The following is a 24,371-nucleotide window of genomic DNA, read 5'->3' on the forward strand; positions in this document are numbered from 1 at the left end:
CTTATAGGCATCCGAGGCTGGACAAAGTTGTCGCCGTACTTGCCGGCCCGCCGTGACAGTCAACCCGAAAGGCTTTCGGATTTGTTCACGGCTTCCCTAAACAGCGAATCGGTCTCGAGAGCCGGCGCTAAAGCCGGTAGATATACGATAAATTCGCTTCCCCTGCCGGGACCTTCGCTTTTGGCTTCGACCCAGCCGCCATGCAATTCGACGATTTTCTGCACGATGGTCAGGCCCAGCCCCAGGCCTCCTTGCGCGCGGTCCAAGGTGCGTTCGGCTTGCGTGAAAAGCTTGAAGAGCTTGGGCAACAAGTTTTTCGGAATACCTTCGCCGGTGTCGCGCACCGAAATAATCGCTTCGCCGTTTTTCCGAGCGGCCGTCACCCAGATCGTCCCGCCATCCGGCGTATACTTCGCGGCGTTGTTGAGCAGATTGCCCACGACTTGCGCCAGGCGTATGGCATCCCCGTCCAGCCGCAGAGGGGCCTCGGGCAGCGTGAGCTTGAGTTCGTGATGGCGGGCCTCGATCAGCGGGCGGGCGGTTTCGAGCGCCAGCTCGATCACTTTATCCACTTCGACCGTAGTCTTATGCAAGGTGATTTTGCCCTGGACGATGCGGGAAACATCGAGAAGATCGTCCACCAAGTGCGCCAGTTGGTTGACTTGCCGGTCGATGACGTCGCTCGCCCAGGCTAGCTTGGGATGGGGCAGACCGACCTTCTTCATCACCTTTACGGCGTTTCGAATCGGCGCCAAGGGATTCCGGAGCTCGTGCCCCAACATGGCCAGAAATTCGTCCTTGCGGCGGTCCGACTCGCGCAGCGCTTCTTCCGCTTGCTTGCGCTCCGTGATGTCCAGGAAGGCCCCGATACATTGGCGGACCGTCCCATCGGCATCCCGCGAAAAAACCGCATCGCGCGACAAGCACCATATCCAACGGCCGTCCGCGGTCTTGAAGCGGTATTCGATTTCCGAAACGTCGCCATCCGCGATGCGCGTAAGATTCTCCAGATGGGCGACGACTCGCGCCTGGTCGTCCGGGTGAAACAAGGCGAAAAACGCCGGCCCGGGCAGGGCCTTGAGATCATCGAGCGTATAGCCGGTGAGCCTCGTATACTGGGCGTTGATGAAGGTATCGGTACCGGTCTTTATGTCGTAGATGTAAAGACCGTTCAGGGAAGACATCAGCACCTTGCGGGCAAAGGTTTCGCCATCCTTCAGCTTTTGCTCGGTCTCCCAATGGTCGACGATTTCTCGCTTCAGCTCCTTCTCGCGATCGATCACCGCTTCGCGCGCCCGGGCCTCCGATTTTTTCAAGCGATCGAGCACCAGGCTGAGCAGCATTCCGACGCTGAACAGCAGGAGCAAACGCAGTCTTTCGGCGGTTTCAGCGATATCCAGCGAATAACTGGGCTCGACCAAGAAGTACATGCCGACAAAAGTACTCAGGGCAGTGGCAAGAAGCCCCGGACCGAGCCCCCCGCGCCAAGCCGCCGGCAGTACCGCAACCAAAAACAGCAGCAGCGGCGGAGATCCGGCGAAAACCGGATTGAAAAACGCCAGAATGAGCGATACGGCCAAGGTGCCGAGTACCGCTATGACGTAGCTGTTCAACAAAAACCGTTTGATTTGAGTGCGCTCCCTGTTGAAAGCACTCCTTGCCGGTAAGTAGAGTTACCTAAATTGACGAACCTCGATAAGACCCCAAAGTTAAAGTAGAAGTTTCATCACTCGGGCCGATTTGCCCCCTTCTGACCGAAGTAATTGCACCGTTCCCGAAAATCCCGGCGGCGAGGTCGGCATTGCGCCACCCATTCGGCAGCTAATCGCCGCTCGCAATCTGCCTGATCATGTAATGGACCGCATCTCGAACGGCGTCGTCGCTTAAATCGGAATGGGCGCCTTTTTCCGGCATGCCCAAAAAACCTTTGGTCGCATGATCCGTCAGCAGCGACGGCAATTCCAGGGTCCGCGATTCCCAGGCTTCGGAATCGTCCAGCATGGGGGCCCCGTCTCGGCCGGAATCATGGCACTCGGCACAGAAGGCGCTATACACATACTTGCCGCGGGCGTAATCCGAGGGGCGGGATGCCGTCTGCATAGACGTTTTCGTCTCGGATTCCGCGCAGCTTGCCAAGATCAGGGCGAAAAAGACGACAGTAATCGGGCGTTTTAATACCATGCGCATAAGAAATCAACCAAGGTAAGGCTAAGTTAAGAAAGCTCTGAACAAATCCGCGCGCCGAGCATAACGCGCCTGTCGGGGAACGGCTCCGCCTGATCGCGACCTACGAGAGCCACATCGCTACAACGAAAAGGCCAGCATCCCTTGGAGCCGGGCGAACCGGACGCACCAAGCGAAGTTTGCCCGCTCAGCGAACCTGTAAATTCACCATGGTGATGTCGTCCGCGAACTCGTTCTCCCCGCTGAAGGTCCGCAGCTCGCTCATCAGTTTTCGAATGGTCGCTTCCGGCGATTCCGAGCGGTCGGCGGCGAAGATGTTGCACAATCGCGAAATGCCGAAGAATTCTCCCTGTTCGTTCTGCGCCTCGATCACGCCGTCGGTGTAGAGCAGCAATCGGTCGCCCGCCTCCAGAATGAGGCTTTTTTCCTCGAAAAACACGTCCCGCTTGACGCCGAGGATCAGTCCTTCCGCGTCCAGTTCGCTAACGGTCCAATCCCGCTGCCTCCGCAACAAGGCGCGGTTGTGTCCGGCGTTGGCATAGCGCAGCAGGCGTTCTCCGAGATCGTATTTCAGATAGAACATCGTGATGAAAAGCTCGGCCGCACTCAAATCCTCGTAAAGGAGATGGTTGAGTGCCCGCAACACCTCGGCGGCGCTCTGCGGAGCCGGATTGTCCGGCGTCCTTCGGGTCTCGGCTTTCAAGGTGCTGCGCATTTCGGTCATGATGAGAGCGGCACCGACGCTATGGCCCGATACGTCGGCCACGACGATATCGGCATTTCCATCGTAATGGAAGTAATCGAAATAATCGCCGCCGACGTGGCTCGCCGGGACGCAGACCCCGGCGATCTCGGCCATCGGAAGCCGCAGCGGTCTTTTCGGCAGCAGCGAGAGCTGAATGTGCTTGGCGATTTCGAGTTCGTGCCGTTCCTCTTCCGCCCGCCGGCGCTCGGTCACATCGGTCTGAATGCCGATGTAGTGGGTGACGACACCCTGTCCATCCCGCACCGGCGACAGCAGCAGCTCATTCCAGAAGGGAGTTCCGTTCTTCCGGTAATTTCGCAACACGACCTCGCAACTGGTTCCTTGCCTCAATGCTTGGCGAATCGTCTCTTTAGCGGCTTCTTCGGTTTCCGGACCCTGCAATATCTTGAGGTTTCGTCCCAGCAACTCCTCGCGCGAATAGCCGGTAATCCGGCTCAACGCCGGGTTGACGTAAATATTCGGGTAATGCGGCTGCCGGGCGTCGGCGATCACGATACCGACACTCGCCGCTTCGATGGCTCGCTCGCGCAAGCGCAGGGTATCCTCGGCTCGCTTGCGCGCCGTAATATCCAGATCCATGCCGCGCCATTTGACGACCTGGCCCTCGTCGTCGAATATCGGGGCGCCGGTGGATTCGGTGAAAACCTCGTGTCCGTCCCGGTGGCGGTAATGATTGATGAGCCTGTAAAAACCCTCGTGAACGCGCTCGGTCGGCGGCAAGGTCTCGGCCCAGTGTTGCCGATCCTCGGGAGTCAGGAGATCCAGGTAGCGCTTGCCGATGATTTCTTCGGGCTTCAAGCCGAGGATGGTATAGACCGAGCCGCTGCTGTAAACGTAACGGCCTTCCGGGTCCTGCTCCCACAACCACTCGCCGACCATCTCCGCGACTTGCCGAAAGCGCTCTTCGCTCTCCTGCAACGCTTCCTTGGCGCGCTTCTGCTCGGTGATGTCCCGCTGGGTCGCAAGATAACGGGTGACCTTGCCGGAAGCATCGCGGATCGGGGTGATCGTTTCGAGCGCCCAATACAGTTCGCCCGATTTTTTCCGGTCTTGAATCTCTCCCTGCCACTCTTTGCCGGCCCGAATCGTTTCCCACAGCCGCCGGTAAACCCCCTGCGGCGTCTGGCCCGACTGCAACAGCCGCGGGTTCAGACCGATGACTTCGTCGGCGCTGTATCCGGTCAGGCGGCAAAAGGCCCGGTTCACAAAGGTGATGCGACCTTCGAGATCGGCAATCATGATCGCGTTCGGGCTTTGCTCCACCGCACCGGACAGAATCGACAGGTATTCCTCGTTCTTTTTTCGCCGAGTCAAATCGTGGGTGATGCCGACGAATAAGCGGCGATTCCCTTGCCGAAGCTCGCCGATGGAAAGATACATCGGGAAAACGCTGCCGTCCTTGCGCTGACCGGCGACTTCGCGGCCGGTACCGATAATCTTCTTGATGCCGGTCTTGCGGTAATTGGCGAGATAGCCGTCGTGCTCCTCGTGATAAGGCGAGGGCATGAGCCGGTTGACGTTCTCCCCGATCAGTTCCTCCCGTTTGTATCCGAACAATCGCTCGGCGGCCGGGTTGAGCAATTGAATAATCCCGACATCGTTAATGACGATGACGCCGTCGCTGATGGTGTCGAGTATCGCCCTGAGATTGGACTCCGTATCGAATACGCCGTCGCGCTTCTCGCACGGACCGATGCAGGTCAGGTGAAGAAGGTTCAGACGAACGCCGTCTTCCTTTAGAGGCGTGAGTCTATACCGGACACCAAATACCGTTCCGTCCTTGCGGCGGAACCGAGTCTCATTGGTATTGAAGAAACGCTCCTGCGCAACCGTCGTAGGCTTGCGATCCCAGCGGAGCGGCGTTGATTCCGCCGGCACTTCCAGTTCCGAAAACACGGATCGTCCCCGAAGCTCTTCTTCGGAATAGCCGAACAACTCCTCCGCTGCCCGATTCATGAAAACGACGTTGCCTGCCTCGTCGAGCATGCACACCGCGTCGTCGAAGCCGTCCAGCAAGGTTCGGGTAAACCGGTCTATCGACTTGAATCCGGACATCCCATCCGGAAACATCGATGCTGGATTGCTCTTTTTTTCCTTTGGCATATACCAACCTATTCAGACAAAACCATCTGTCCGTCCTGGATCTGAAATATAGCTAGCGATCAAATGACGCCAATCAGTGAATTCCCGCGTTCCATGTTGTCGGCGGCGATTTCGATGATTCGGAAAACCGCTCGAATTCCAGGCTGATAAGATAATTAGACCGGTCAACGCGGCTGATTGTGCTTTACCTACTTGGACCTATTATGACCGGTATGATTTCGAATCGAGAATTATCAATGACGGGATCGACTCCGCCTTAAATCGGCCGGAGACAACGCTGGGGACGGACATGAGGGCTGGGGTGAGTCGGCGCTCCATGCCGGGAGAACCTCGGTCACCCCTTCTTGCTTCGAGAAAGGCGGACCTTGACCAACGGTCCGCCGCGCTCCGACTTAATCTTTCAACTGAAAGACGGGACCATACTGCGTTTCGACGCCGAAGTCTTGCCACACGAAGGTAGGTTTCGTGATCGGTTGCGTAGGCAAGGGAAAGGTAATGACATCGACGAGGCCGGACGCGATACGGCCTAGAGTGTGCAACCCGCCTTTCAGAAACCCGCCGGAGAGCCCAAAAATGACGTTGGTTTCGTTCGTGGTATTGATCATGTTCTTGGGGAACTCGACCCATCCCATGGCCAGATTGCTCAGCCCCGAACCCAATTTCATGCCCACGTCATGACCGTAATTGTCCGAAGCCATCGACGCGGACGACATGACCAGCGCCGCCGTCGCCGAAAGGAAAATGGTTCTTATTGATCTCGACATGAGTGGCCCCTTGCTGGCAAACAGTGATTTTCACGACCATAGCAACGAGAAAGTTCTTTCACCTCGAAGCTTCGCTTCGATCTTCCCGTGTTCCATGAAGCGTAGGCAAAGGTCCGTGTTTTTTCAAATGACACGCTTGCCGTCTTTCTTCACCAGGGAAGTTCGCGCCCGCGAAAATCCAGGAACCGACCCGAGTCGCGGAGAGCGAAACCTTCGATCGTCCGCCGCATGCCTGCGACGCTTTCGGCCGGCGACGTCGGCGCGTTTGAACCGCCCATGTCGGTCTTCACCCAGCCGGGATGCAGAATCATCACACCTACCCCGCGGGGCTTGAGATCGATCGCAAGGCTCTTCATGGCGGCATTCAGCGCGGCCTTACTGGTGCGGTACATGATTGCGCCGCCGCTCGAGTTATCGGCCATGCTGCCCATGAGGCTGGTTATGGCGACCACCAACTTGCGCTCACTGCGCGAAACATGGGGAAGAAACGCCTCGGTCATCTTGACCGGCGCCTCCGCATTGATCTTCAGAACCCGCGCCCAAAGCTCGTAATCAAGCGCCCCAAGGACATTCCGGCCGGAGTCGCCGTAGATTCCGGCGTTATTGATCAACACGTCGATCGTTTCGGACGCCTGGGCGTGCGCCAGCGCATCGATCTGGTCGAAATTTCCGAGGTCCAACTGATGAATGGAAACCGACGGATGATGGATGGCCAAACCCTGCAAATCCGACGCTTGCTCGGGACGGCGGCAACACGCCAGAACTTTCCAGCCCGCATCAGCGTATTGCCTGCAAAATTCGAGACCGATGCCACGATTGGAACCGGTTACCAGTACAGTAGCCATGCTGATTTCTCCTTTAGAACCATTTCATTGATTGCCCTGGCGCACGACAGCGGCGCCGTCCGTCGGACCTTGTAAAATGTTTGACAAATCCTTAACTTCAGCATCATTCAACATATTCCACGCGGAGACCCTGATGCACACCGAAGAACGACGTCTGCTGACCGATTTCCTCGACCAGCTCAAGCAAATTAAAGTATCCAGCAAAGATCCGGAAGCCGACACTCTCATCAATCAGGCCACGGCACAACAACCCGATGCCGTTTATCTGCTCGTACAGAAAGCGCTGTTGCAGGAACGAGCGCTGAATGCCGCCAAGGCCCAAATCGAGCAACTGCAAAATCAGATCAATCAATTGCAGGTTAAAAGCTCCCAAGCGAGCGGTTTTCTGGGTGCGGACCCTTGGGGCACATCCCCCAACCGGCCAGCGTCCATGCCGCCTGCCGGTGGACCGCCGGCATCGCCCCATGCTACGAATATGGCCGGACAAAGCTCCGCCATGAGTTTCTTAGGTACGGCGGCAGCGACTGCGGCCGGAATCGCGGGCGGCGCGTTTCTGTTCCACGGCATCGAAAACCTTTTGCACCACGGTTCCGGCGGCGGATTCCTCGATTCGGCATCGACTTCTCCTGAAAACGTCGAAAACATCACCATCAACGAGTACTACAACGCTGACGAACCGGCTTCCGATTCCGGCTTCGACGACTCCGGCGATGGATTCGACGAATATGACGACGATGAATCGTTGGACGTGTAGCGCTCCCGGTTGAACGCACACAAGCGGACATCCTTGCACCGCCGATGATCGAACCGGTCGCGCTCGACGATTTCTTCGTTAACGTCTTCTCGGCCGCTACGATCATCCTCGCTGGCGCCTCTTATGCCGCGCTTTTAGCCTGGGGCAAGCTGACGCGCCGTCCCGGATTCTTGATTTTGGCCTATGTCAGCTACGGCGTTCTGGCCGTCTCGGTTTGGCTGTTGGCGGAAACATCCCATTTCGAAGGCTTTTGGCGCATCATCGCCGGCCTCATGCTGATCGGCTACTTCGCCGCGCCTCAGGCGATCTGGCGGCTATGCACGGTCACTCATGCCGGCGAACACTCCGAACACGATCGTCCGATCATCAACCAACAACAAGAGGGGGAACAATCGTGAACACCACGCCTCTATGGGCATCCGAAACGTTTTGGAAGAAAACCGCCATCTGGGTGACGGCGGTTTCGTTTCTGCTGCTGATCGTCCTGACCTTCGACTCGATGGCCAAGGTGTCGGCCGGCAGCACCGCGCGCGTACCCGCCTACAGCGTCATCAACAAGAAGATCGATTACCGTCTCAACGCCAAGCTGAACCGCTACGTACCGGTTGTCGAAAGCGATGCGCCTCTGTTCGGCAAGACCTTGAGCGACGAAGAGGCGGAAAAGCTCGTGACCCTCGGCAAGAAGACCTTTCAGGCGAAGAACTGCATCAACTGCCATACGATTCTGGGGAACGGCGCCTACTACGCGCCCGACCTGACCAAGTCCTGGCTGGATCCGAATTGGGTGGACGAAACCAACCGCGAGACGCTGATGCTGGCTTTCCTCCAGGACCCGGCCGGCAACGCCAGGTCGTACGGCACCGGGCGCAGGATGCCCGACCTCGGCATCACCGAAGACGAGGCCAGGGGACTGATCGCTTTTCTCAAATGGACCGCGGCCATCGACACCAACGGCTTTCCTCATAACTTCAAGACCCTATACGCACAGGAGAACCAATAATGAGCGTCGGAGTCCTTGACAGTCGAAATCTCAATGGCGGACAAAAGCTCGCGGTGAAATATTTTATTGTCGCGATGGTTCTTTTCGTGGCGCAAATCCTGTTCGGCCTGCTCGCCGCCGTTCAGTTCCTCGCTCCCGGCTTTCTGTTCGAAACCCTGGATTTCAGCGTGAACCGCATGCTCCACATCAACGCGATGATCGTGTGGATGCTGTACGGGTTCATCGGGGCCGTCTACTGGTTTCTCGAAGAAGAGAGCGGAGTCGAGATCGTCGGGCTCAAGCTCGGGGAGATCGCCTTCTGGGTGCTGACGGCCGCGGTCGGCGTCGTCGTGCTGGTGTATCTGTTCCTGCAAATCGGCGCGGGCGACGATACCACCCGGTGGCTGATCAACGAAGGGCGCGAATACATCGAGGCACCTCGGTGGGCGGATATCGGCATCGTCGCCGTCATGCTGGTGTTCTTCTACAACGTCGCGGGCACCTTTTCCAAGGGCCGCTGGTCCGGCGTCTCCGGCGTGCTCACACTCGATCTGGTCGCCCTGGTCGGTCTCTATCTGGCGGGGATGTTCTACACCACCAACGTGACCGTGGATCACTATTGGTGGTGGTGGGTGGTCCATCTCTGGGTGGAAGCGACCTGGGAGGTGCTGGTCGGCTGCATCATGGCCTGGAGCCTGATGAAGCTCCTGGGCGCCCGGCGCAAGATCGTCCAGACCTGGCTGTACATCGAGGTGGCGCTGATGTTCGGTTCGGGCATCCTGGGGCTGGGCCATCACTATTTCTGGATCGGCACCCCCGAGTACTGGTTCCCCATCGGCGGCTTCTTCTCCGCCCTGGAGCCGATTCCGCTGGTCGCCATGGTGGTGCACTCCATCTATGACGCCGGCGTCCACAAGTTCAAGAGCACCAATCATCCCGCGCTGGGCTGGGTGATCGCGCACACTTTCGGCAACTTCTTCGGCGCCGGCGTCTGGGGCTTCATGCACACCCTGCCGCAAATCAATCTCTACACCCACGGCACTCAATGGACGGCTTCCCACGGCCATTTGTCGTTCTTCGGGGCTTACGCCACGATCAATATCGCCTTCTTCTATCTCGCGGTACAACAGTGGCGCGGCAATGTGTGGATGGGCGCCAATCTCGCCGACAACGGCTGGAAGTGGAAATGGTCGATGGTCCTCTTGAATCTCGGCGTGGTCGGCATGACCGTGGCCCTGCTCATCGCCGGCTACGAGCAATCGTTCATCGAACGTGCTATCGAAGGCTCGACCTGGAGCGGTTATTTCGCCGCCCAGACCCACCCCTGGTTCACGCAGGCCATGTTTTGGCGGCTGATTTTCGGAATCGTCACCGCCGTCGGCCTGGTTCTGCTGATCTGGGATCTGGCGACCATCGGCGCTCGCGAAACCCGGCCCGCGCTGGTCATCGAACGGCCCGAAGAGCCGGGAATCAAGGCGGCTGTTGTGGAAACGGCGTAATTCCCGAGGGCATTCAAATGAACGTTCGCTGTAGGGCGGGTTAGCCCTTCGACAGGCTCAGGACAGGCCCTTCGACGAAACTCAGGACAGGCTCCGCGTAACCCGCCGGTGTGGGGTTCTTCGGTGGGTTACGGCCTTCCGGCCTAACCCGCCCTACGAGGCCCGCGAGACCGCCCGCTCGATCAAAGCCGCATCGGCCTCGCCGAACCCGCCGTCGATGAGACGCAGCATCGCTTTCTCGGCGGCCGGCGAAAACGCCCAGCAACGGCTCAGGGTTTGCAGCAGTTCGGCTAACTCGTCCCCGGCTGCGGACGACAGCGTTTCATGCGGCGCCTTCCCTTCCCGGCGCAAGATGCACTCGATCAGAATCGCGCCCAGGAAGCGCAGGCTGTGAATCACGTGGGTATTCATGTCGCTGATCAGGTAATCGAACTTCTCCGCAAAAACCTTATCGCCCAGATAGGGACTGAATAAACCCTGCCGAACCGTCTCCCGAAGCAACCCGAAAAATTTCCTCTGTCCGTCGTGGACATTGGGGTCGTGGAAGAACTTGAAGGCATGTTCGAGGTCGTGCACGAAAAAAGCGAAACCGTTCGGCTTCTTGAGAACCGGCCGCAAGAGCCGCGGATAATCGGCCACGACCGTGACCGGCCGCCGGCCCGTCGCCTGCATCTCAAGGACTTCTCCGGGCGGCGGAATCCGCTCGGTCAGCAGTAGGGGCCATTCGCCGCGCAACCACGCCGAGAGCGCCACCGAAGCATTCGGGATAAGACCGAAAAAGTGATAACGCTCGATCCGATCGACCAGCACCCGCTCCAATTCGCTTCCGGCCGATCGGTCGAAATCCGCCAGCCAACTTGATGCGTCCGGCCTCGGATCGCTCTTGACCTTGCGCGACGCGAAACGCGGTCCGTGCATCCCGATCTGCCAGATAAAGAAATACAGCGCCGCATAGGCGGCATCGCTCAAGCCCCCGGAACGCCAACGTGCGGTCAGTTCGGGAATTCGGACCAATCGGTCGGAGAAATTCTGCACTCGCGGTCTCGTGATATGCCAATTTGACCTTATTGTCGGCCAGACGCCTTTTTCGACAAAGGATTGTCAACCCACGCTTCTTGGATCAGCTCAGGGGAGAGCCGTGGCGAGACGAAAAACATATCGAAATGTCCGTGCTGAGCTTTCTGCCAAAAAGAGTAAGAAACATGGAAAAAACGAAAACAACTAAAACTAAGACATATTATGCCCTGGTGCATGGTAGCCCTGTTCGGCCGGGCCGAAGCGGCAAGGAGGAAAAGCCGCCTCCTCGCCCGCGATATCGCTCGCCGCCGCGACATCGAAGAAAGTCGCGCTGCGACTCGTGGGGCTGCACTCCACCAACGGCACCTTCGCCATCAAGGACAGCGCCGGAAACCTTAAATCCGTCACGATCTATGTTCAGGACGGGCGCGCCCTGCCGACCCCGAAAACCGTCACCAGCGTGGACATCTCTCCCGGTCAGCGCTTCGACGTGTTGACGACACTCCCCACCACCAGCGGAACCTGGTATCCGCAAGTCACTTACAAACGGCTGCGGGACAATTCTCCCTATGCCACCGTCTACGGGAAGATAACGTTTTAACAAATCTTCCTTCTCCGATTTATTCCAAATCGCTTTCAATAAGGAGCTCATTTTTGTAGGGTGGGTTAGGCCGTGAGGCCGTAACCCACCGAGCGACCTCGAATCGGTGGGTTACGCTGCGCTAACCCACCCTACGATTAAAGTTCTGGGGGAAACCGAGAGCCAATCGTCCGGGTCGTTGAGCCGAGAAACGCGCTATCCGTTACTGCAATAAAGCCACACTCTCGAAATAACGGCGCTTGATCGCCTGGGCGAGCTGATGCACGGCCATGGCGTAGTGGGTGCTGTGGTTGTAGCGGGTGATCACGTAGAAGTTTTGGTGACCAAGCCAGTATTCGTCGCCGGAGTCGGCGCTGAGGCGGAGCAAGCGCACCGTGGAATCGCGGCCTAAGGCGGCGACGGGTTGAATGCCGTAGCTCGTCAAAGCGGCCAGGGAATAGCGGGTATCGAACCCCGATTCGAGATTTCTGGCCATGGCGCTGCCCCGGGCGGCGGTCACCACCGGTTCGCCCGGCCGCCAGCCGTGGGCTGCGAAATAATTGGCGATGCTGCCGATTGCATCTACCGGATTCCACAAATCGCGGTGACCATCACCGTCGAAATCCACCGCCCATTGCAGAAAACTGCTGGGCATGAATTGGCCCAGACCCATCGCGCCGGCATAAGAGCCTACCGGATAGAACGGATCGACCCGTTCGTCCCGTGCCATCAACAGGAACTTTTCCAGTTCGGTCTTGAAATAGTCTCCCCGGCGCGGGTAATCGAACGATAACGTGGTCAGCGCATCGATCACCCGATGGTTGCCCACATTGGCGCCGTAAATCGTCTCCACTCCCATGATCCCGAGAATGTACTCGGGCGGCACGCCGTACAGCGCGCCGGCACGCTCCAACGCCGAAGCATGACGGCGCCAGAAGGCGGCCCCGCTGGAGATGTGCTTCTCGGTAAGAAACTTGGAGCGGTAGCGCGACCAGGCTCCGGGGCGCGGCTGTCCAACCGCATCGGCCTGTTTACCCAGGTAATCGAGCGTCCACTGTTTACGCTTGGCTTGCGAAAACACGCCGCTCAGATACTCGCGGGAAAATCCGTGCCGGCTGACCATGTATTCGATGAACTGTTGAAGCGCCGGGTAGCCGGCGTAATCCCCGGTGATCCGGAATGCCCGGTAATGACTGCCTCCGGATGAACTGCGGATCGAAGGGTAGGATGATTCGGGCCTACGCCGCGCAGCCGCGGAGGCTTGTGCGGACGAGTTCCGGGATAGCCGGGTCGGAGGAGAGACATTGGCCTTACCGATTTTTTTCGGCGACTTCGCGGGCGGCCGGCTAGCACAGCCGGCTACCAGAAGTGCCGCCAATAGCAATAGGACCAAGGGTTTCAGCTTTACGGTCATGGGCGTTTCGGAACGGGGAGGAGCACGGGTTGGAGGCTACATATCACACGTAGGATTACCTATTTGTCAACGGCCATGCACAAACAGTCTCTCGGCTTATTCTTGGCCGTGCTCCTCCCCGGCCGCCGAAGCGCAGCTTTCGCCGCTCGGAAACAAGGAAGCTCTGATTAAGTTTTTCGATGGGCTCAGGACAAGCCCTTCGACTCGGCTCAGGACAGGCTTGTCGAGTGCTCTCGTGAGCCTGTCGAAGGGACATGAACGGAATTCACTTATTCAGAGCTTCCTTAACTGTAGACGTTTGCGCTCTTCCCTCCGGGTGGATTGCGCTGGCCACTGCGCTCCCTGATTAGGCGACAAAAAAGCCGTTAATCGAAAACGATTAACGGCCTCGTAAAATGATTTGGATCGACGAACTGCCGATCCGTTATTTATTATTAACCCGGCCTATAAATATAGGCCGGGTTAATCCGGGGCAGGGATGCCCCGGCGCGGCGACAAGCCGCGTGAGCCCAGGCCGGGCGTGTACCGGGCCTGGGCGCCGGCCCGAAATACCAGGAGGGTATTTACGGGCCTGATTAATAATACCTAAACGCCGAAATTCTTCTCGACGAAATCCCAGTTGACCAGGTTCCAGAATGACTCGACGTATTTCGGACGGGCGTTGCGATAGTCGATGTAGTAGGCATGCTCCCAAACGTCGCAGGTGAGCAGCGGCGTTTGATTGCTCGTCATTGGGTTGCCGGCGTTGCTGGTGCTGACGATCGCGAGACTGCCGTCTGCGTTCTTCACCAGCCAAGCCCAGCCCGAACCGAATGTGCCGATGGCGCACTTGGTGAATTCTTCTTTGAACTTTTCGAACGAGCCGAACGATTGATTGATCGCGCCGGCCAATGCTCCGGCGGGTTCTCCGCCGCCGTTAGGTTTCAGGCAATTCCAATAGAACGTGTGATTCCAGACTTGAGCGGCGTTGTTGAAAATACCGCCCGAGGATTTCTTGATGATGTCTTCCAGGGACAGATTCTCGAATTCGGTCCCGCCGATCAGGTTATTGAGGTTGGTGACATACGTCTGATGATGTTTACCGTAATGGTATTCGAGAGTTTCTGCAGAGATATGCGGCTCCAACGCATTCTTGGCATAAGGTAACGGGGGAAGTTCATGAGTCATCAGATTCTCCTTTTGTCTATTGATAAAATCAGCACACCCAATCGTGTCGACGGGTGAAATTCCAACTTAAATAGTAGGGAATATAGTCTAACATCCGAAAGGCAACGCAAAAAGCATGTGAAGCATCGATCGACATGTCCGTCCTCTTTTCCTTTGACAAAAAAAAGAGCTTCCCATGAAGCTCTTTTTCGGAATACCTGATTCTCAGGTCGATTTCGGACCATCGCTGTTTTTACCTCTCAACAGGTGGATTGGCCATTCTCTTTAGACTTTAAATCTTGTGGTTACCGGTCCATTGCTGGACTTGCGCCTTCCAGCTTCCGTCCGCTTGACGTTTCAATACACTGTAAAGTACCCCGTCGTAGCGATACTTCATCACTTGCGACGGACCTTGCAGCGTCTTGATGTCGGACAACTTCGTCGTTGCGACGATGGTATCGTCCTTCTCGCCGCGCACATCGACGACATCCATCGCATAAACGCCTTTCTGAATCAGTGTTTGCCAAAACGCGCGGATTTCGCCGACACTTTTCGATACTGAACCGTTAGGCTGTACCAGCATTGCATTATCGGCATACAAAGACAGAATCTCGTCGACTTTGCCTTTGGCGAAAGCGGCATTCCACTTTGCAATACTGGACTCCGCAATTTGTCTAACATCTTCGGCTGCCTGGGACGCTCCCGTTCCCGAGGCGGCGAATAATGCGACTATCAGTCCTAAGCTACGTCTCATGTGACCACCTCCTGAGGCTAAAACTTTTTGCCCACGACTGTAGACTATAGAGCAACAAAGTTGGTTTACAATATCTAATAACCTTTACGAATTGTTTCCATAATTAAAATTATCAACTCGGATCACCATGGATAAATTGACTAGCATGTTGGTATTCACCAAGGTCGCGAAAGCCGGGAGTTTCGCTTCGGCTGCCAAAGAACTCGGACTGTCCCGAGCCATGGCGACCAAGCACGTGATGCAATTGGAAAACGGCCTCGGAATCAGGCTGTTGAACCGCACGACCCGAAACCTCAGCCTCACCGAGGTTGGAATGGTTTATCTGGAACGCTGCCTGCAGATTCTCGACGAAATGGAAGAAATGGAAATCGCCGTCACCCGGTTGCAAACGGAACCCCGCGGAACTCTCAAGGTGAATGCGACGCCGTTCTTCGGCGCGTACCATTTGGCACCGGCGATAGCCGCCTACATGGAGGCGTTTCCGGAGGTGAACGTCGAGCTGGTGCTGCAGGCGGGCTATATCGATTTGATCGAGGAAGGATTCGACCTTGCGATTCATCTCGACGAAATGCGCGATTCCAGTCTGATCGCCCGCAAGCTGGGCAGCTCTCAGCGTATCGTTTGCGGCTCGCCCCAGTACTTCAATAAGCACGGAATACCCAAGACGCCGGACGATCTCCGTAAGCACAACTGCTTGACCAACTCCAGCTTGCCGCCGCGCGACCAATGGCAGTTCAGCATACCCGGCGGCGAAACCACCGTGGTCAAGGTCACCGGCAACATGGAAGCAAATGTCGCAGATGCCTTGCGCATGGCCGCGATCAACGGTCTGGGCTTGGTGTTGCTGCCGACTTATATGGTCGGCCAGGACATCCGCAAAGGCAGACTGAACCCGGTGCTCACCGATTACGTACCGGCGCCCTTGGAGATTCATGCGGTTTACCCGCATCGCAAGCACTTGTCGGCCAAAGTTAGAACCTTCGTCGATTTCTTGAGCGAACGGTTTCATCCGAAACCCTACTGGGAAGACTGGGCGGATGCACAGGAATAAGCGCTGCATTCGGATCGCGGCTCTCGACCGAGACCGCATCACCTTCTTCCACGGCAGATATCGACGATGGCGCTTGAAATCGAACGTAAATTTTTGGTCCTAAACGACAGTTGGCGCAATTCGGTCAGGGATTCCGCCTATTTTCGTCAGGGGTATCTCAATAACGAAATCCATTGCTCGGTCCGGGTGAGGGTTTGCGGCGACCGGGCTTGGCTCAACATCAAGAGCGTTACCATAGGTACCCAGCGGCAGGAGTTCGAATACGAAATTCCGGCAAACGACGCTCACACCATGTTGAGCACCTTGAGCCGCAGGCCCCTAATCGAAAAAACCCGGTACTTCGTCGACGTGGGGCCCCATACATGGGAAATCGACGTTTTCGAGGGCGACAACACCGGCCTCGTGGTCGCGGAAATCGAACTGGGAAATCCGGACGAAACGTTCGAGAAACCCGGCTGGTTGGGTGAAGAAGTGACTTACGATCCGCGTTATTACAACACGAGTTTGTCGACGAACCCCTATAATAGCTGGCAAGATTAAGTCCAGCGGAGGAGCGTTCCTCCGTCGTTCTTCCGGACTCTCAACGGAAATTTGGCTTCCTGGCCGCCGGGGTCGGCAATATGACGACTTTTTTCTTCATCGTGCTGCTATTCGCCGTCTTGATCTTGGCGGCGACGTTCGTCGGGAGAAAATTGCCGAAAACCCATGTGGCCGCCAGCCGGATCCGCCTTAGCGCCCCGCCGAATAAGGTTTGGGACATCATCAATGATTTCGAATCTTACGCGACGTGGCGGCCGGGATTGCACCGTACCGAGCGCGGTCCCGATATCGACGGGCTGCCCAGCTGGTACGAAATCTGTTCCCAGCATAGCCGAGTACATTTTCGAGTAGTCGAACGTAAACTGCCTTCACGCCTCGTCACCAAAATCGTCGGCGACGACCTTCCCTTGAGCGGTACTTGGATTTACGAACTCGAAGAAGACGGCGACGGTACCGTTTTGACCATCACCGAGCAGGAAAACATCCATAATCCGCTACTTCGATTCTTCGACCGTTTTGTAATCTGTTATTACGGCGTCATGGATGTCTATCTGATTGCCCTGGCGATTAAGCTAGGCGACTCGGCCAGACCGCAACACCTCAGCCTCAAAATCGACGATTCGAGCATGACCGCCTGATCCGTCGGCATAAAGACGCGCCACGTGATTCGGAGACGGCTGTCGTGAGCGGATATCGATCACGCCGGCGACCTCATCGCTCGCCCAAAATAATCGAAGCGCCCTAGTTGACAGGACTTACAAGCCGGGCATAAAGTATTGACCCGATACCAAAAGCAGCGGCCGGGCGTTCCCGCATGCCCTGCTGCAGCCTGAAAAGTATCGATAGGGCCCCGTTTTCCGGGTTCCAAAACGGGCTTCTTCGTATTCTAAACGCAGAAACCGCAATGACCTTATACCTTTTATCGGCATCTGCGGCAACTCTGGCTTCTAACAACCCCTGGCCATTGAAGGCCAGCTTATAACCGGATTAGGGTGAAAAAAATGAATGTCGAGAACCAAGCAGTAAAGAAAGATTATTTCTGGATTTATGTCGCTCTCGCAACGATCGCGCTGGTCGGCGTCATCGCGATGGTGAAGTTGAGTGAAAACGACAAATACGACCCGATTCGCCAGCAACTGTCCGAAGAGGCGGCCCAAATGAATATCCGAGTTTTGAACTAATCGTCGCCTCGTATTACGAGACCACCATCAAGAGGTCACCTTCATGAGAACAAGAGCGTTAAGTTCCAAATTACTTTGCGTGTTGGCCGCCGTCTTCTTTTCCTGCGGCACGGCGTTTGCGGCCGAATATATAGAGCGAACCCTCATGGGAAATACGATACCGGCGCAAAAATGTGCCGTAAAGGACGAAGCCTCGCAAAAAGCTACCGATAAGTACACCATCGACAAATTCACAAGACGGTTCTGCGAAACGCAAGGCTACGGATGGTATGTTTCCGAAGCTAAAGACCAAGGGAAGCTGGTTTGCGAGGAATGCAGCGGCGATGCCTCCGGAGCAGGTAAATACAGATGCCACGTGGAGGATATCGTCGTAGCCTGTAAGCGCCTCAAACCGGGCTCGGTAGGGCTGTTTCCCGGAGAAGGTTAAAAAAGGTTAAAACCGATCGCCCCCGCTGAACTCGGCAGTCAAGCGAAAGCTGCCATCGGTTCAGCGGTTTCCGGCGATATGCCGCAATAATATCGCCAATATCGCCTGACGTTTGCCTTTACCCCCTCGTCGACGGCGATGACAAACACCTAGAATACTCGGGCAAAGGCTTCAAGCCGAGTTCCCAAGCCCATGCCCAAGCCCCTGGTCTGCCAGACAAAGCAAACTCTCCTTCTAACAAAAGCGAGACGAGAATGGCGCCAGGCGCGATCAACCGACCTGTTCGACGAACGTCCGACAACGGTTCGGCGCGTATCAGCCGAGAATTGACCGCTTTCCAGGGCGGATATTCTTCCATCACATCAACCCTTTACGCGTATTCGACGCATCACAGCGCAAGTTTTAATCTGTGGTGCCATTTTCCGTTAGAATTACGCGCCCATCGCTTCACCAATTTGCCTTAGTGTGCTGCCGCCCATGAATATCGTGCTGCTCGGCATCGTCGCCTACATCCTGGTCCAGCTGCTGATCGGCATGCTGGTGTCCAGACATATATCCAGCGAGGACGATTATCTTTTAGCCGGCCGTAGGCTTGGGCTTAAGCTAGGCACTTTCACGGTTTTCGCCACCTGGTTCGGGGCGGAAACCTGCATCGGGGCCGCCGGATCGATCTACCAGTCAGGACTTTCCGGCGGGTCTGCCGATCCTTTCGGCTATGCCGCTTGTCTCCTTCTGATGGGACTCTTTTTCGCGGTGCCCCTTTGGCGCAGAAAACTCACGACTTTGGCGGATTTGTTCCGAATCCGTTATTCCCCCAAAGTCGAGCGGCTGGCGGTGCTCATGCTCGCCCCGACGTCCATCATGTGGGCCGCGGCACAGATTCGTGCGTTCGGACAAGTCATTTCGGCCTCTTCCGATTTCGAGGTCGAAATCGCCATCACGATAGCGGCGACGGTGGTCATTATTTATACGGTTTACGGCGGTTTGTTCGCCGATGTCATCACCGACCTGATCCAGGGCATCGCGCTCATCGTCGGCCTTGCCGTTCTTTTTTACGCCGTAACCAAGGCCAACGGCGGCTTAGCAGAAAGTTTCGGTGCGATCGAGCCATCTCGACTCAGGCTGTTCGGCGGCGGCGAGAAACCACCGCTGGAAGTGATTGAAACTTGGGCGATACCGATCACCGGCTCATTGTTCGCTCAGGAGCTGTGCGCACGCATCCTGGCGAGCCGCTCCCATCATGTCGCCCGAGCGAGCTGTCTGGCGGGAGGCGGACTGTATCTGCTGGCCGGATCGATTCCGGTCTTTATCGGACTGCTCGGCGTTCACCTGCTGCCGGAACTCGAAAATCCGGAGCAGATCCTGCCGAGACTCGCGCAAGAGCACCTCTCCACTTTTGCCTACGTGCTGTTCGCCGGAGCCCTGATTTCCGCGATTCTCTCGACCGTGGACAGCGCCCTCCTCGCCGCCTCGGCTCTGGTTTCCCACAACCTCGTGATCCCTTTGGCGGGAAACGTATCCGAATCCGGCAAGGTCCGCATTGCCCGCACCGGCGTGTTGATCTTCGGTATCGTGGCCTATGTGTTGGCGCTCTACGCCGAAGGCGTGTATGCGCTTGTGGAAGAGGCGTCAGCCTTCGGCGGCGCACCGATTTTCGTCGTCATCCTGCTCGGCTTGTTCACTCGCATCGGCCAAGCCAAAAGCGCTGCCGCAGCGCTGGTCGTCGGCATGACCGTGTGGCTGATCGGCAGTTATGCGCTGGAGCTGGCGACCCCTTATCTGGCATCTCTGGCGGCCAGCTTAATAGCCTATCTTTCCGTGGCCGTTTGGGAAAATCGTACCTTGAATACGGCTGCTGAAGCCTCCACATGATGTGAAACCATGTTAGACCAACAACCCCCCACTCGATATAACCAATTCCTGAAGATCGCCACCTGGTTCGAAGGCGGCCTGATTCTCCTTGCCTACGTGATAGGCTGGGCGGTTTCGATCAATCCGTTGGCGCATATCGGATTCAGCCCGATGGCCTTGGTTTGGGGCATCGTGGGCACATTGCCCCTCTATTTGCTGTTTGCCCTGTCCTATAACCTGCCTTGGAGCGGCATGCGTGCGGTAAAGAACTTCTTGGTAGAAAAACTAGGGCCTTTTCTGAGCCGCTATCGCTGGCAAGAATTGCTGTACCTGGGCTTTTTGGCCGGCATTTCCGAAGAAATCCTGTTTCGCGGCCTGCTTCAGCCCTGGTTCGAACAAAACTGGGGATGGATAGGCGGCATCGCCTTCAGCAACTTGGTATTTGCCCTGGTGCATTGGGTCACGCCTCTTTATGCACTGCTTGCCGGACTTACCGGCGTTTATCTCGGGATCGCGCTCGATTTCGGCGGCGAACGCAATCTGGTCATCCCCATTCTCATCCATGCCATCTACGACTTCCTGGCTTTCATCGCCGTGGCACAGACCTACCGTCGGGAAAAAAGCCGGTCGTTCTGATCCGCTGGTTACTCGGGCCCATGTGTCGGCAAAGAATTGCCGACCTACGTCTGGCCGAGAATTCCCGCGCCGGCGTATCGCGGAAAGCGCACTAGGCCCGGCTATCGTGTATCGGCGCTTCGCGGTACTTGAGGGGTGCCCCCGAACGGTCGGACGAGACGGCCAGGATTTCGGCGATGATGGACAAGGCTACCTGTTCCGGCGTTTCCGCGCCGATGTCCAGGCCGACGGGACCGTGGAGGCGACCTAGTCGAGCTTCATCTAAGCTCAAACCGTCTTGGGCCAATTCTTCGAGCATCTTTTGAGTGCGCTTACGCGGACCGAGCATGCCGATATAAGACACTGGCGAATGCAACAAATGGGCGAGAATGGCCCGGTCGTGATGATAATTGTGATTCATTACCACCGCCGCGCCGGCTCCTTCGAGCGAAATCTCGTTCGCCACGGCGTCGGCCCGGCACAAACGCACCTCGTCCGCCATCGGAAAGCGCTCCCGTGCGGCATACGCGGGGCGGCCATCGACTACCGTGACATCCCAGCCTAGCCGTTTGGCCAGATCCGCCAAGGGAATCGCGTCATGGCCGGCACCGAAGATGATCAAAGCCAACGGCGGCCGGATCGCCTCGACGAAAATCTCGAGCTCGCCCGAACCGCTGCCGTAAGTTTTTAGTTCCGATCGGCCGCTGCTCAACACCATCCGTGCATCGTCGACGATTCGCTCGGCATACGGGCTTTGTCCAAGTTCTCCGCCGATGGCGTTATCCGCGCCGATCCATAGACGCTCACCCGATCGGTGACGAAGATCGCCTCCGCAGCCGACGACCACGGCCACCGCTAGCGATCGGCGTGATCCGAGACTATTTTCGACGGCCTGAAGATAGGCAGGAATCTCCCCTTGCAACAGCGGCTCGACCAGGACGCGGATCACGCCGTTGCAACCCAGCGCCAGCCCAAACACCAAATCCGCATCGGAGGTATGGTCGTAAGTAACAATGGCCGGCCGACCGGCCGCGGCAATGTCTTCGGAGCGGGCGCAGATATCGGCTTCCAGGCAGCCGCCGCTGATGCCGCCGACCATCGAGCCGTCTTCCAGAATCAGCAGGCGCGCGCCGGCACGCCGATAGGTGGAGCCTCTAGCTTCGATCACCGTTGCGAGGGCGCGCGGCTTCGTGCCGTCCTTGAGTGCGGACAGGATGTCCTGCAATTCCTTGCTTTGCGACATGGGGATTTCCCTTAAGCGGTTTTGAGATCGTGCTTGGACAAAGGCAGCGAGCGGACGCGTTTGCCCGTCGCGGCGAACAGCGCGTTGGCAACGGCCGGCGCCAGCGGCGGCACCCCGGGTTCGCCCACGCCGGACGGCGGCTCCCGGCTAGGTACGATGTGCACCTCGACCGCCGGCATCTCGTCGATCCGCAAGATCGGATAGTCGGTGAAATTGCTCTGCTCCACTTCGCCCTTGTTCAGAGTGATTTCCCCGTAGAGCGCCGCGGAAAGCGCCCAGACGATGCCGCTTTCCATTTGCGCCGCGATGGTGTCCGGGTTGACCACTTGGCCGCAATCGATGACACAGACGACCCGATGCACTCTGGGTTGTCCGCCCTCCACCGAAACCTCGGCGACTTGCGCCACATAGCTGCCGAACGAGGAATGCACGGCGATGCCGCGCCCGCGGCCTTTCGCGAGGGCCGAGCCCCAGCCGGCTTTCTTCGCCGCCAGTTCGAGGACGCCCCGATGCCGGGGATGCTTCGTCAGCAGTTCATACCGCAACCGGTACGGGTCCTTGCCGACGGCATGCGCGACTTCGTCGATGAAGCTTTCGACCACGAATGCGGTATGCGAATGACCCACCGAACGCCACCACAGCACCGGAATGTCGAGCTTGGGACTGTGCAGATCGACGCGGATGTTCGGAATCGCATAGGGCAGATCGGCCGCTCCTTCGACGGATGACACATCGACTCCGTCCCGCACCATTGCACCTTCGAACGGCGTCCCGATGGCGATGGATTGGCCGACGATGGTATGGGTCCAGGCGACCAGCCTGCCTTTCGCATCGAGGCCTGCGGTCAGCCGGTCGTGGAAGGCCGGGCGATAGTAGCCGCCCTTGATGTCGTCCTCGCGGGTCCAAACCACCTTGACCGGTTTCTTCACCGCCTTCGCGACGTGTACGGCCTCGCTGACGAAATCGGACTGCGGGTTTCCCCGCCGACCGAAACCGCCCCCGAGGAAAGTGGTGTGAAGCTCGACCTGTTCCGGCTTGAGCCCTGCGATGGTAGCCGCCCGGTTGCGGTCGGCTGTCTGGAACTGGGTGCCGGTCCAAATCTCGCAGCGGTCCTCGCGAAGATCCACCGTGCAGTTCAAGGGCTCCATGGGAGCGTGGGCCAGATAAGGCACTTCGTACTCGGCGCTGAACGGTTTGGCGATTTTGGCGAGAATGCCGGTTGCATCGCCTCTTTCCTTGGCCGGAAGCCCCGACATCCTGGCCAATCGGGCGAAATCCTCGCGAAGCTTCGCGGAAGAGAGATCGGCATTCGCCCCGCGATCCCACACGATCTCCAGAGCATCGCGTCCCTTCTTGGCCGACCAGAAATCCTTAGCCACCACGGCGATACCGGACGGAACCTGAACCACGTCCACCACGCCGGCAACGGCCTTGGATTTGGCGGCATCGAAGCTCTTCACTTCGGCGCCGAACACCGGCGGCCGCGCAATCAGGGCGGTCAACAGCCCCGGCAACTGCACGTCAATCCCGAATTGGGCCGTGCCGTTGGTCTTGGCCGGCGTATCGAGACGGCGGGTCGGCTTGCCGATCAGCTTGAACTGCTTGGGATCTTTAAGTTTAACTTGGGCCGGCATCGGCAGCTCGGCGGCCTTGGCGCTCAATGCACCGTAGGACAGGCGCCGCCGGGTCGGCGTATGGATGACATAGCCGTTCTCGGCACGACAGGAGTCCGGCTTGACCTTCCAGGTATCGGCGGCGGCCTGAATCAAAAGCGTCCGCCCGGCCGCACCCACCTTGCGGAGCTGCTCCCAGGAGGTCGCGACGCTCGTGCTGCCGCCCGTAGCCTGTATGTTCCAGACGGTATGGTTGTAAACCGGCGCAACCGGAGCGGCTTCGACCCTGACCTTGCTCCAGTAGGCCTCCAGCTCGTCGGCCACCAGCATCGCGAGGGAGGTGTAAACGCCCTGTCCCATTTCGGACTTGTTGATCAGGATCGTGACGGTTTCATCCTCGCCGATGCGGATGAAGGCATTGGGCGGATAAGTTTTGGCCGGATCTTCCGCCGCCATGGCGAACTTCATGGTGCGCGGCAGATAAAAGGCAATGACCAGGCTGCCTCCGAGCGCCGCGGACGATTTGAGGAATTGCCGGCGTCCCGGATTGGCGGGTTCGATGCTCATGGCTAAGCTCCTTTTGCCATATCCGCGGCCCGGCGTATCGCCTTGCGGATGCGTTGATAGGTTCCGCAGCGGCACAACATGCCGGACATCGCAGTGTCGATATCGGCATCGCCGGGATTGGGATTTTTTGCGAGCAGCGCAGCGGCCGCCATGATCTGGCCCGACTGGCAGTAGCCGCATTGCGGCACGTCCACTTCGATCCAGGCTTTCTGTACCGGATGATCGCCCTGTGCGGACAAGCCTTCGATGGTCGTCACCTGTTTGCCGTTCACGCTGGACACCGGGGTGATGCAGGCGCGAGCCTGTTCGCCGTCGACATGTACGGTACACGCGCCGCACACGGCCACGCCGCAGCCGTACTTGGTGCCGGTGAGCCCGAGATGATCCCGCAGAACCCAGAGCAAGGGGGTGTCTCCGGAAACGTCCACTTGATAACTTTTGCCGTTGACGTTCAGCGCGATCATGTGTTCCCTCCTCT

The 24,371-nt window shown here is 57.7% G+C and carries 24 protein-coding genes; 12 read left to right on the forward strand and 12 right to left on the reverse strand.

Features of this window, described 5'->3' with window-relative positions; all coding sequences use genetic code 11:
- Window positions 1–59: 59 nt before the first annotated feature.
- From ACWJJK_RS20610 to ACWJJK_RS20630, 5 genes are all read right to left on the reverse strand, one after another.
- A complete protein-coding gene (locus tag ACWJJK_RS20610) occupies window positions 60–1,616 on the reverse strand; it encodes a sensor histidine kinase (RefSeq protein WP_077728603.1) in 1,557 nt (518 codons plus the stop codon).
- A 205-nt stretch (window positions 1,617–1,821) separates the two neighbouring features.
- Entirely contained in the window at window positions 1,822–2,100 is a 279-nt protein-coding gene (locus ACWJJK_RS20615) for a c-type cytochrome (RefSeq protein WP_166642648.1), read from the reverse strand.
- A 271-nt stretch (window positions 2,101–2,371) separates the two neighbouring features.
- The gene (locus ACWJJK_RS20620; RefSeq protein WP_454128450.1) at window positions 2,372–5,053 is read right to left on the reverse strand and encodes a PAS domain S-box protein; all 2,682 of its coding nucleotides are present in this window, start codon (window positions 5,051–5,053) and stop codon (window positions 2,372–2,374) included.
- Between the two features lie 392 nt (window positions 5,054–5,445).
- The gene (locus ACWJJK_RS20625) at window positions 5,446–5,817 is read right to left on the reverse strand and encodes an exosortase system-associated protein, TIGR04073 family (RefSeq protein ID WP_077728601.1); all 372 of its coding nucleotides are present in this window, start codon (window positions 5,815–5,817) and stop codon (window positions 5,446–5,448) included.
- Between the two features lie 149 nt (window positions 5,818–5,966).
- Window positions 5,967–6,662, reverse strand: a complete 696-nt coding sequence (locus ACWJJK_RS20630) for an SDR family NAD(P)-dependent oxidoreductase (RefSeq protein ID WP_133718342.1) — start codon at window positions 6,660–6,662, stop codon at window positions 5,967–5,969.
- A gap of 133 nt (window positions 6,663–6,795) precedes the next feature.
- On the opposite strand from ACWJJK_RS20630, the gene ACWJJK_RS20635 reads away from it, so the two are divergent.
- The 4 genes from ACWJJK_RS20635 to ACWJJK_RS20650 are packed head-to-tail and all read left to right on the forward strand — an operon-like array spanning window position 6,796 to window position 9,894.
- Window positions 6,796–7,416, forward strand: a complete 621-nt coding sequence (locus tag ACWJJK_RS20635) for a DUF2076 domain-containing protein (protein ID WP_133718343.1) — start codon at window positions 6,796–6,798, stop codon at window positions 7,414–7,416.
- 44 nt (window positions 7,417–7,460) lie between these two features.
- Window positions 7,461–7,814, forward strand: coding sequence for a hypothetical protein (locus ACWJJK_RS20640; RefSeq protein WP_077728598.1), 354 nt, complete (start codon window positions 7,461–7,463; stop codon window positions 7,812–7,814).
- Window positions 7,811–8,416 carry a c-type cytochrome gene (locus ACWJJK_RS20645; protein WP_240502393.1) on the forward strand — a complete coding sequence of 202 codons (606 nt, stop codon included), beginning with the start codon at window positions 7,811–7,813 and terminating at the stop codon, window positions 8,414–8,416. The genes ACWJJK_RS20640 and ACWJJK_RS20645 overlap by 4 nt, the downstream gene beginning before the upstream one ends.
- The gene (locus ACWJJK_RS20650) at window positions 8,416–9,894 is read left to right on the forward strand and encodes a cbb3-type cytochrome c oxidase subunit I (RefSeq protein ID WP_077728596.1); all 1,479 of its coding nucleotides are present in this window, start codon (window positions 8,416–8,418) and stop codon (window positions 9,892–9,894) included. The genes ACWJJK_RS20645 and ACWJJK_RS20650 overlap by 1 nt, the downstream gene beginning before the upstream one ends.
- Window positions 9,895–10,047: 153 nt before the next feature.
- On the opposite strand, the gene ACWJJK_RS20655 is transcribed toward ACWJJK_RS20650, so the two are convergent.
- Window positions 10,048–10,929: a hypothetical protein gene (locus ACWJJK_RS20655; protein WP_434111101.1), complete on the reverse strand. Its 882-nt coding sequence runs from the start codon at window positions 10,927–10,929 to the stop codon at window positions 10,048–10,050.
- Between the two features lie 277 nt (window positions 10,930–11,206).
- Here ACWJJK_RS20655 and ACWJJK_RS20660 point away from each other — a divergent pair, with 277 nt between their 5' ends.
- Window positions 11,207–11,512, forward strand: a complete 306-nt coding sequence (locus ACWJJK_RS20660; RefSeq protein WP_139841128.1) for a hypothetical protein — start codon at window positions 11,207–11,209, stop codon at window positions 11,510–11,512.
- A gap of 202 nt (window positions 11,513–11,714) precedes the next feature.
- Here the strand turns inward: ACWJJK_RS20660 and mltB are convergent, their stop codons facing one another.
- From mltB to ACWJJK_RS20675, 3 genes are all read right to left on the reverse strand, one after another.
- On the reverse strand, window positions 11,715–12,905 hold the full coding sequence (mltB, locus tag ACWJJK_RS20665; RefSeq protein ID WP_077728593.1) for a lytic murein transglycosylase B: 1,191 nt from the start codon (window positions 12,903–12,905) through the stop codon (window positions 11,715–11,717).
- A gap of 585 nt (window positions 12,906–13,490) precedes the next feature.
- The gene (gene sodB, locus ACWJJK_RS20670) at window positions 13,491–14,072 is read right to left on the reverse strand and encodes a superoxide dismutase [Fe] (RefSeq protein WP_077728592.1); all 582 of its coding nucleotides are present in this window, start codon (window positions 14,070–14,072) and stop codon (window positions 13,491–13,493) included.
- Window positions 14,073–14,343: 271 nt separating this feature from the next.
- Window positions 14,344–14,805, reverse strand: coding sequence for a YybH family protein (locus ACWJJK_RS20675; RefSeq protein ID WP_086134892.1), 462 nt, complete (start codon window positions 14,803–14,805; stop codon window positions 14,344–14,346).
- Window positions 14,806–14,932: 127 nt separating this feature from the next.
- On the opposite strand from ACWJJK_RS20675, the gene ACWJJK_RS20680 reads away from it, so the two are divergent.
- The 7 genes from ACWJJK_RS20680 to ACWJJK_RS20710 all read left to right on the forward strand — a co-directional run bounded on the left by ACWJJK_RS20680 (window position 14,933) and on the right by ACWJJK_RS20710 (window position 20,491).
- The gene (locus tag ACWJJK_RS20680; protein ID WP_077728590.1) at window positions 14,933–15,856 is read left to right on the forward strand and encodes a LysR family transcriptional regulator; all 924 of its coding nucleotides are present in this window, start codon (window positions 14,933–14,935) and stop codon (window positions 15,854–15,856) included.
- Window positions 15,857–15,922: 66 nt separating this feature from the next.
- Window positions 15,923–16,396 carry a CYTH domain-containing protein gene (locus ACWJJK_RS20685; RefSeq protein ID WP_077728589.1) on the forward strand — a complete coding sequence of 158 codons (474 nt, stop codon included), beginning with the start codon at window positions 15,923–15,925 and terminating at the stop codon, window positions 16,394–16,396.
- Between the two features lie 80 nt (window positions 16,397–16,476).
- The gene (locus ACWJJK_RS20690; RefSeq protein ID WP_077728588.1) at window positions 16,477–17,034 is read left to right on the forward strand and encodes an SRPBCC family protein; all 558 of its coding nucleotides are present in this window, start codon (window positions 16,477–16,479) and stop codon (window positions 17,032–17,034) included.
- Between the two features lie 363 nt (window positions 17,035–17,397).
- Window positions 17,398–17,577, forward strand: a complete 180-nt coding sequence (locus ACWJJK_RS20695) for a hypothetical protein (protein ID WP_077728587.1) — start codon at window positions 17,398–17,400, stop codon at window positions 17,575–17,577.
- Window positions 17,578–17,620: 43 nt separating this feature from the next.
- Window positions 17,621–18,004, forward strand: coding sequence for a hypothetical protein (locus ACWJJK_RS20700; RefSeq protein ID WP_240507080.1), 384 nt, complete (start codon window positions 17,621–17,623; stop codon window positions 18,002–18,004).
- Window positions 18,005–18,481: 477 nt separating this feature from the next.
- On the forward strand, window positions 18,482–19,876 hold the full coding sequence (locus ACWJJK_RS20705; RefSeq protein WP_454128451.1) for a sodium:solute symporter family protein: 1,395 nt from the start codon (window positions 18,482–18,484) through the stop codon (window positions 19,874–19,876).
- A gap of 9 nt (window positions 19,877–19,885) precedes the next feature.
- On the forward strand, window positions 19,886–20,491 hold the full coding sequence (locus ACWJJK_RS20710; RefSeq protein ID WP_077728585.1) for a CPBP family intramembrane glutamic endopeptidase: 606 nt from the start codon (window positions 19,886–19,888) through the stop codon (window positions 20,489–20,491).
- 91 nt (window positions 20,492–20,582) lie between these two features.
- Here ACWJJK_RS20710 and ACWJJK_RS20715 read toward each other — a convergent pair whose 3' ends face one another.
- From ACWJJK_RS20715 to ACWJJK_RS20725, 3 genes are read right to left on the reverse strand one after another with little or no spacing between them, the layout of a single operon-like run.
- The gene (locus ACWJJK_RS20715; protein ID WP_077728584.1) at window positions 20,583–21,713 is read right to left on the reverse strand and encodes an XdhC family protein; all 1,131 of its coding nucleotides are present in this window, start codon (window positions 21,711–21,713) and stop codon (window positions 20,583–20,585) included.
- Between the two features lie 11 nt (window positions 21,714–21,724).
- A complete protein-coding gene (locus tag ACWJJK_RS20720) occupies window positions 21,725–23,893 on the reverse strand; it encodes a xanthine dehydrogenase family protein molybdopterin-binding subunit (RefSeq protein WP_156881107.1) in 2,169 nt (722 codons plus the stop codon).
- A 2-nt stretch (window positions 23,894–23,895) separates the two neighbouring features.
- The gene (locus tag ACWJJK_RS20725; protein WP_156881106.1) at window positions 23,896–24,357 is read right to left on the reverse strand and encodes a (2Fe-2S)-binding protein; all 462 of its coding nucleotides are present in this window, start codon (window positions 24,355–24,357) and stop codon (window positions 23,896–23,898) included.
- Between the last annotated feature and the right edge of the window lie 14 nt (window positions 24,358–24,371).

It is taken from the genome of Methylocaldum gracile, assembly GCF_053646815.1.

Coding starts and splice junctions, on each gene's coding strand:
- ACWJJK_RS20685 (WP_077728589.1), top strand. CDS start 15,923: ATGGCGCTTGAAATCGAACGTAAATTTTTGGTCCTAAACGACAGTTGG.
- ACWJJK_RS20615 (WP_166642648.1), bottom strand. CDS start 2,100: ATGCAGACGGCATCCCGCCCCTCGGATTACGCCCGCGGCAAGTATGTG.
- ACWJJK_RS20675 (WP_086134892.1), bottom strand. CDS start 14,805: ATGAGACGTAGCTTAGGACTGATAGTCGCATTATTCGCCGCCTCGGGA.
- ACWJJK_RS20710 (WP_077728585.1), top strand. CDS start 19,886: ATGTTAGACCAACAACCCCCCACTCGATATAACCAATTCCTGAAGATC.
- ACWJJK_RS20705 (WP_454128451.1), top strand. CDS start 18,482: ATGAATATCGTGCTGCTCGGCATCGTCGCCTACATCCTGGTCCAGCTG.
- ACWJJK_RS20680 (WP_077728590.1), top strand. CDS start 14,933: ATGGATAAATTGACTAGCATGTTGGTATTCACCAAGGTCGCGAAAGCC.
- ACWJJK_RS20630 (WP_133718342.1), bottom strand. CDS start 6,662: ATGGCTACTGTACTGGTAACCGGTTCCAATCGTGGCATCGGTCTCGAA.
- ACWJJK_RS20620 (WP_454128450.1), bottom strand. CDS start 5,053: ATGCCAAAGGAAAAAAAGAGCAATCCAGCATCGATGTTTCCGGATGGG.
- ACWJJK_RS20640 (WP_077728598.1), top strand. CDS start 7,461: ATGATCGAACCGGTCGCGCTCGACGATTTCTTCGTTAACGTCTTCTCG.
- ACWJJK_RS20715 (WP_077728584.1), bottom strand. CDS start 21,713: ATGTCGCAAAGCAAGGAATTGCAGGACATCCTGTCCGCACTCAAGGAC.
- ACWJJK_RS20625 (WP_077728601.1), bottom strand. CDS start 5,817: ATGTCGAGATCAATAAGAACCATTTTCCTTTCGGCGACGGCGGCGCTG.
- ACWJJK_RS20720 (WP_156881107.1), bottom strand. CDS start 23,893: ATGAGCATCGAACCCGCCAATCCGGGACGCCGGCAATTCCTCAAATCG.
- ACWJJK_RS20650 (WP_077728596.1), top strand. CDS start 8,416: ATGAGCGTCGGAGTCCTTGACAGTCGAAATCTCAATGGCGGACAAAAG.
- sodB (WP_077728592.1), bottom strand. CDS start 14,072: ATGACTCATGAACTTCCCCCGTTACCTTATGCCAAGAATGCGTTGGAG.
- ACWJJK_RS20690 (WP_077728588.1), top strand. CDS start 16,477: ATGACGACTTTTTTCTTCATCGTGCTGCTATTCGCCGTCTTGATCTTG.
- ACWJJK_RS20635 (WP_133718343.1), top strand. CDS start 6,796: ATGCACACCGAAGAACGACGTCTGCTGACCGATTTCCTCGACCAGCTC.
- ACWJJK_RS20700 (WP_240507080.1), top strand. CDS start 17,621: ATGAGAACAAGAGCGTTAAGTTCCAAATTACTTTGCGTGTTGGCCGCC.
- mltB (WP_077728593.1), bottom strand. CDS start 12,905: ATGACCGTAAAGCTGAAACCCTTGGTCCTATTGCTATTGGCGGCACTT.
- ACWJJK_RS20695 (WP_077728587.1), top strand. CDS start 17,398: ATGAATGTCGAGAACCAAGCAGTAAAGAAAGATTATTTCTGGATTTAT.
- ACWJJK_RS20725 (WP_156881106.1), bottom strand. CDS start 24,357: ATGATCGCGCTGAACGTCAACGGCAAAAGTTATCAAGTGGACGTTTCC.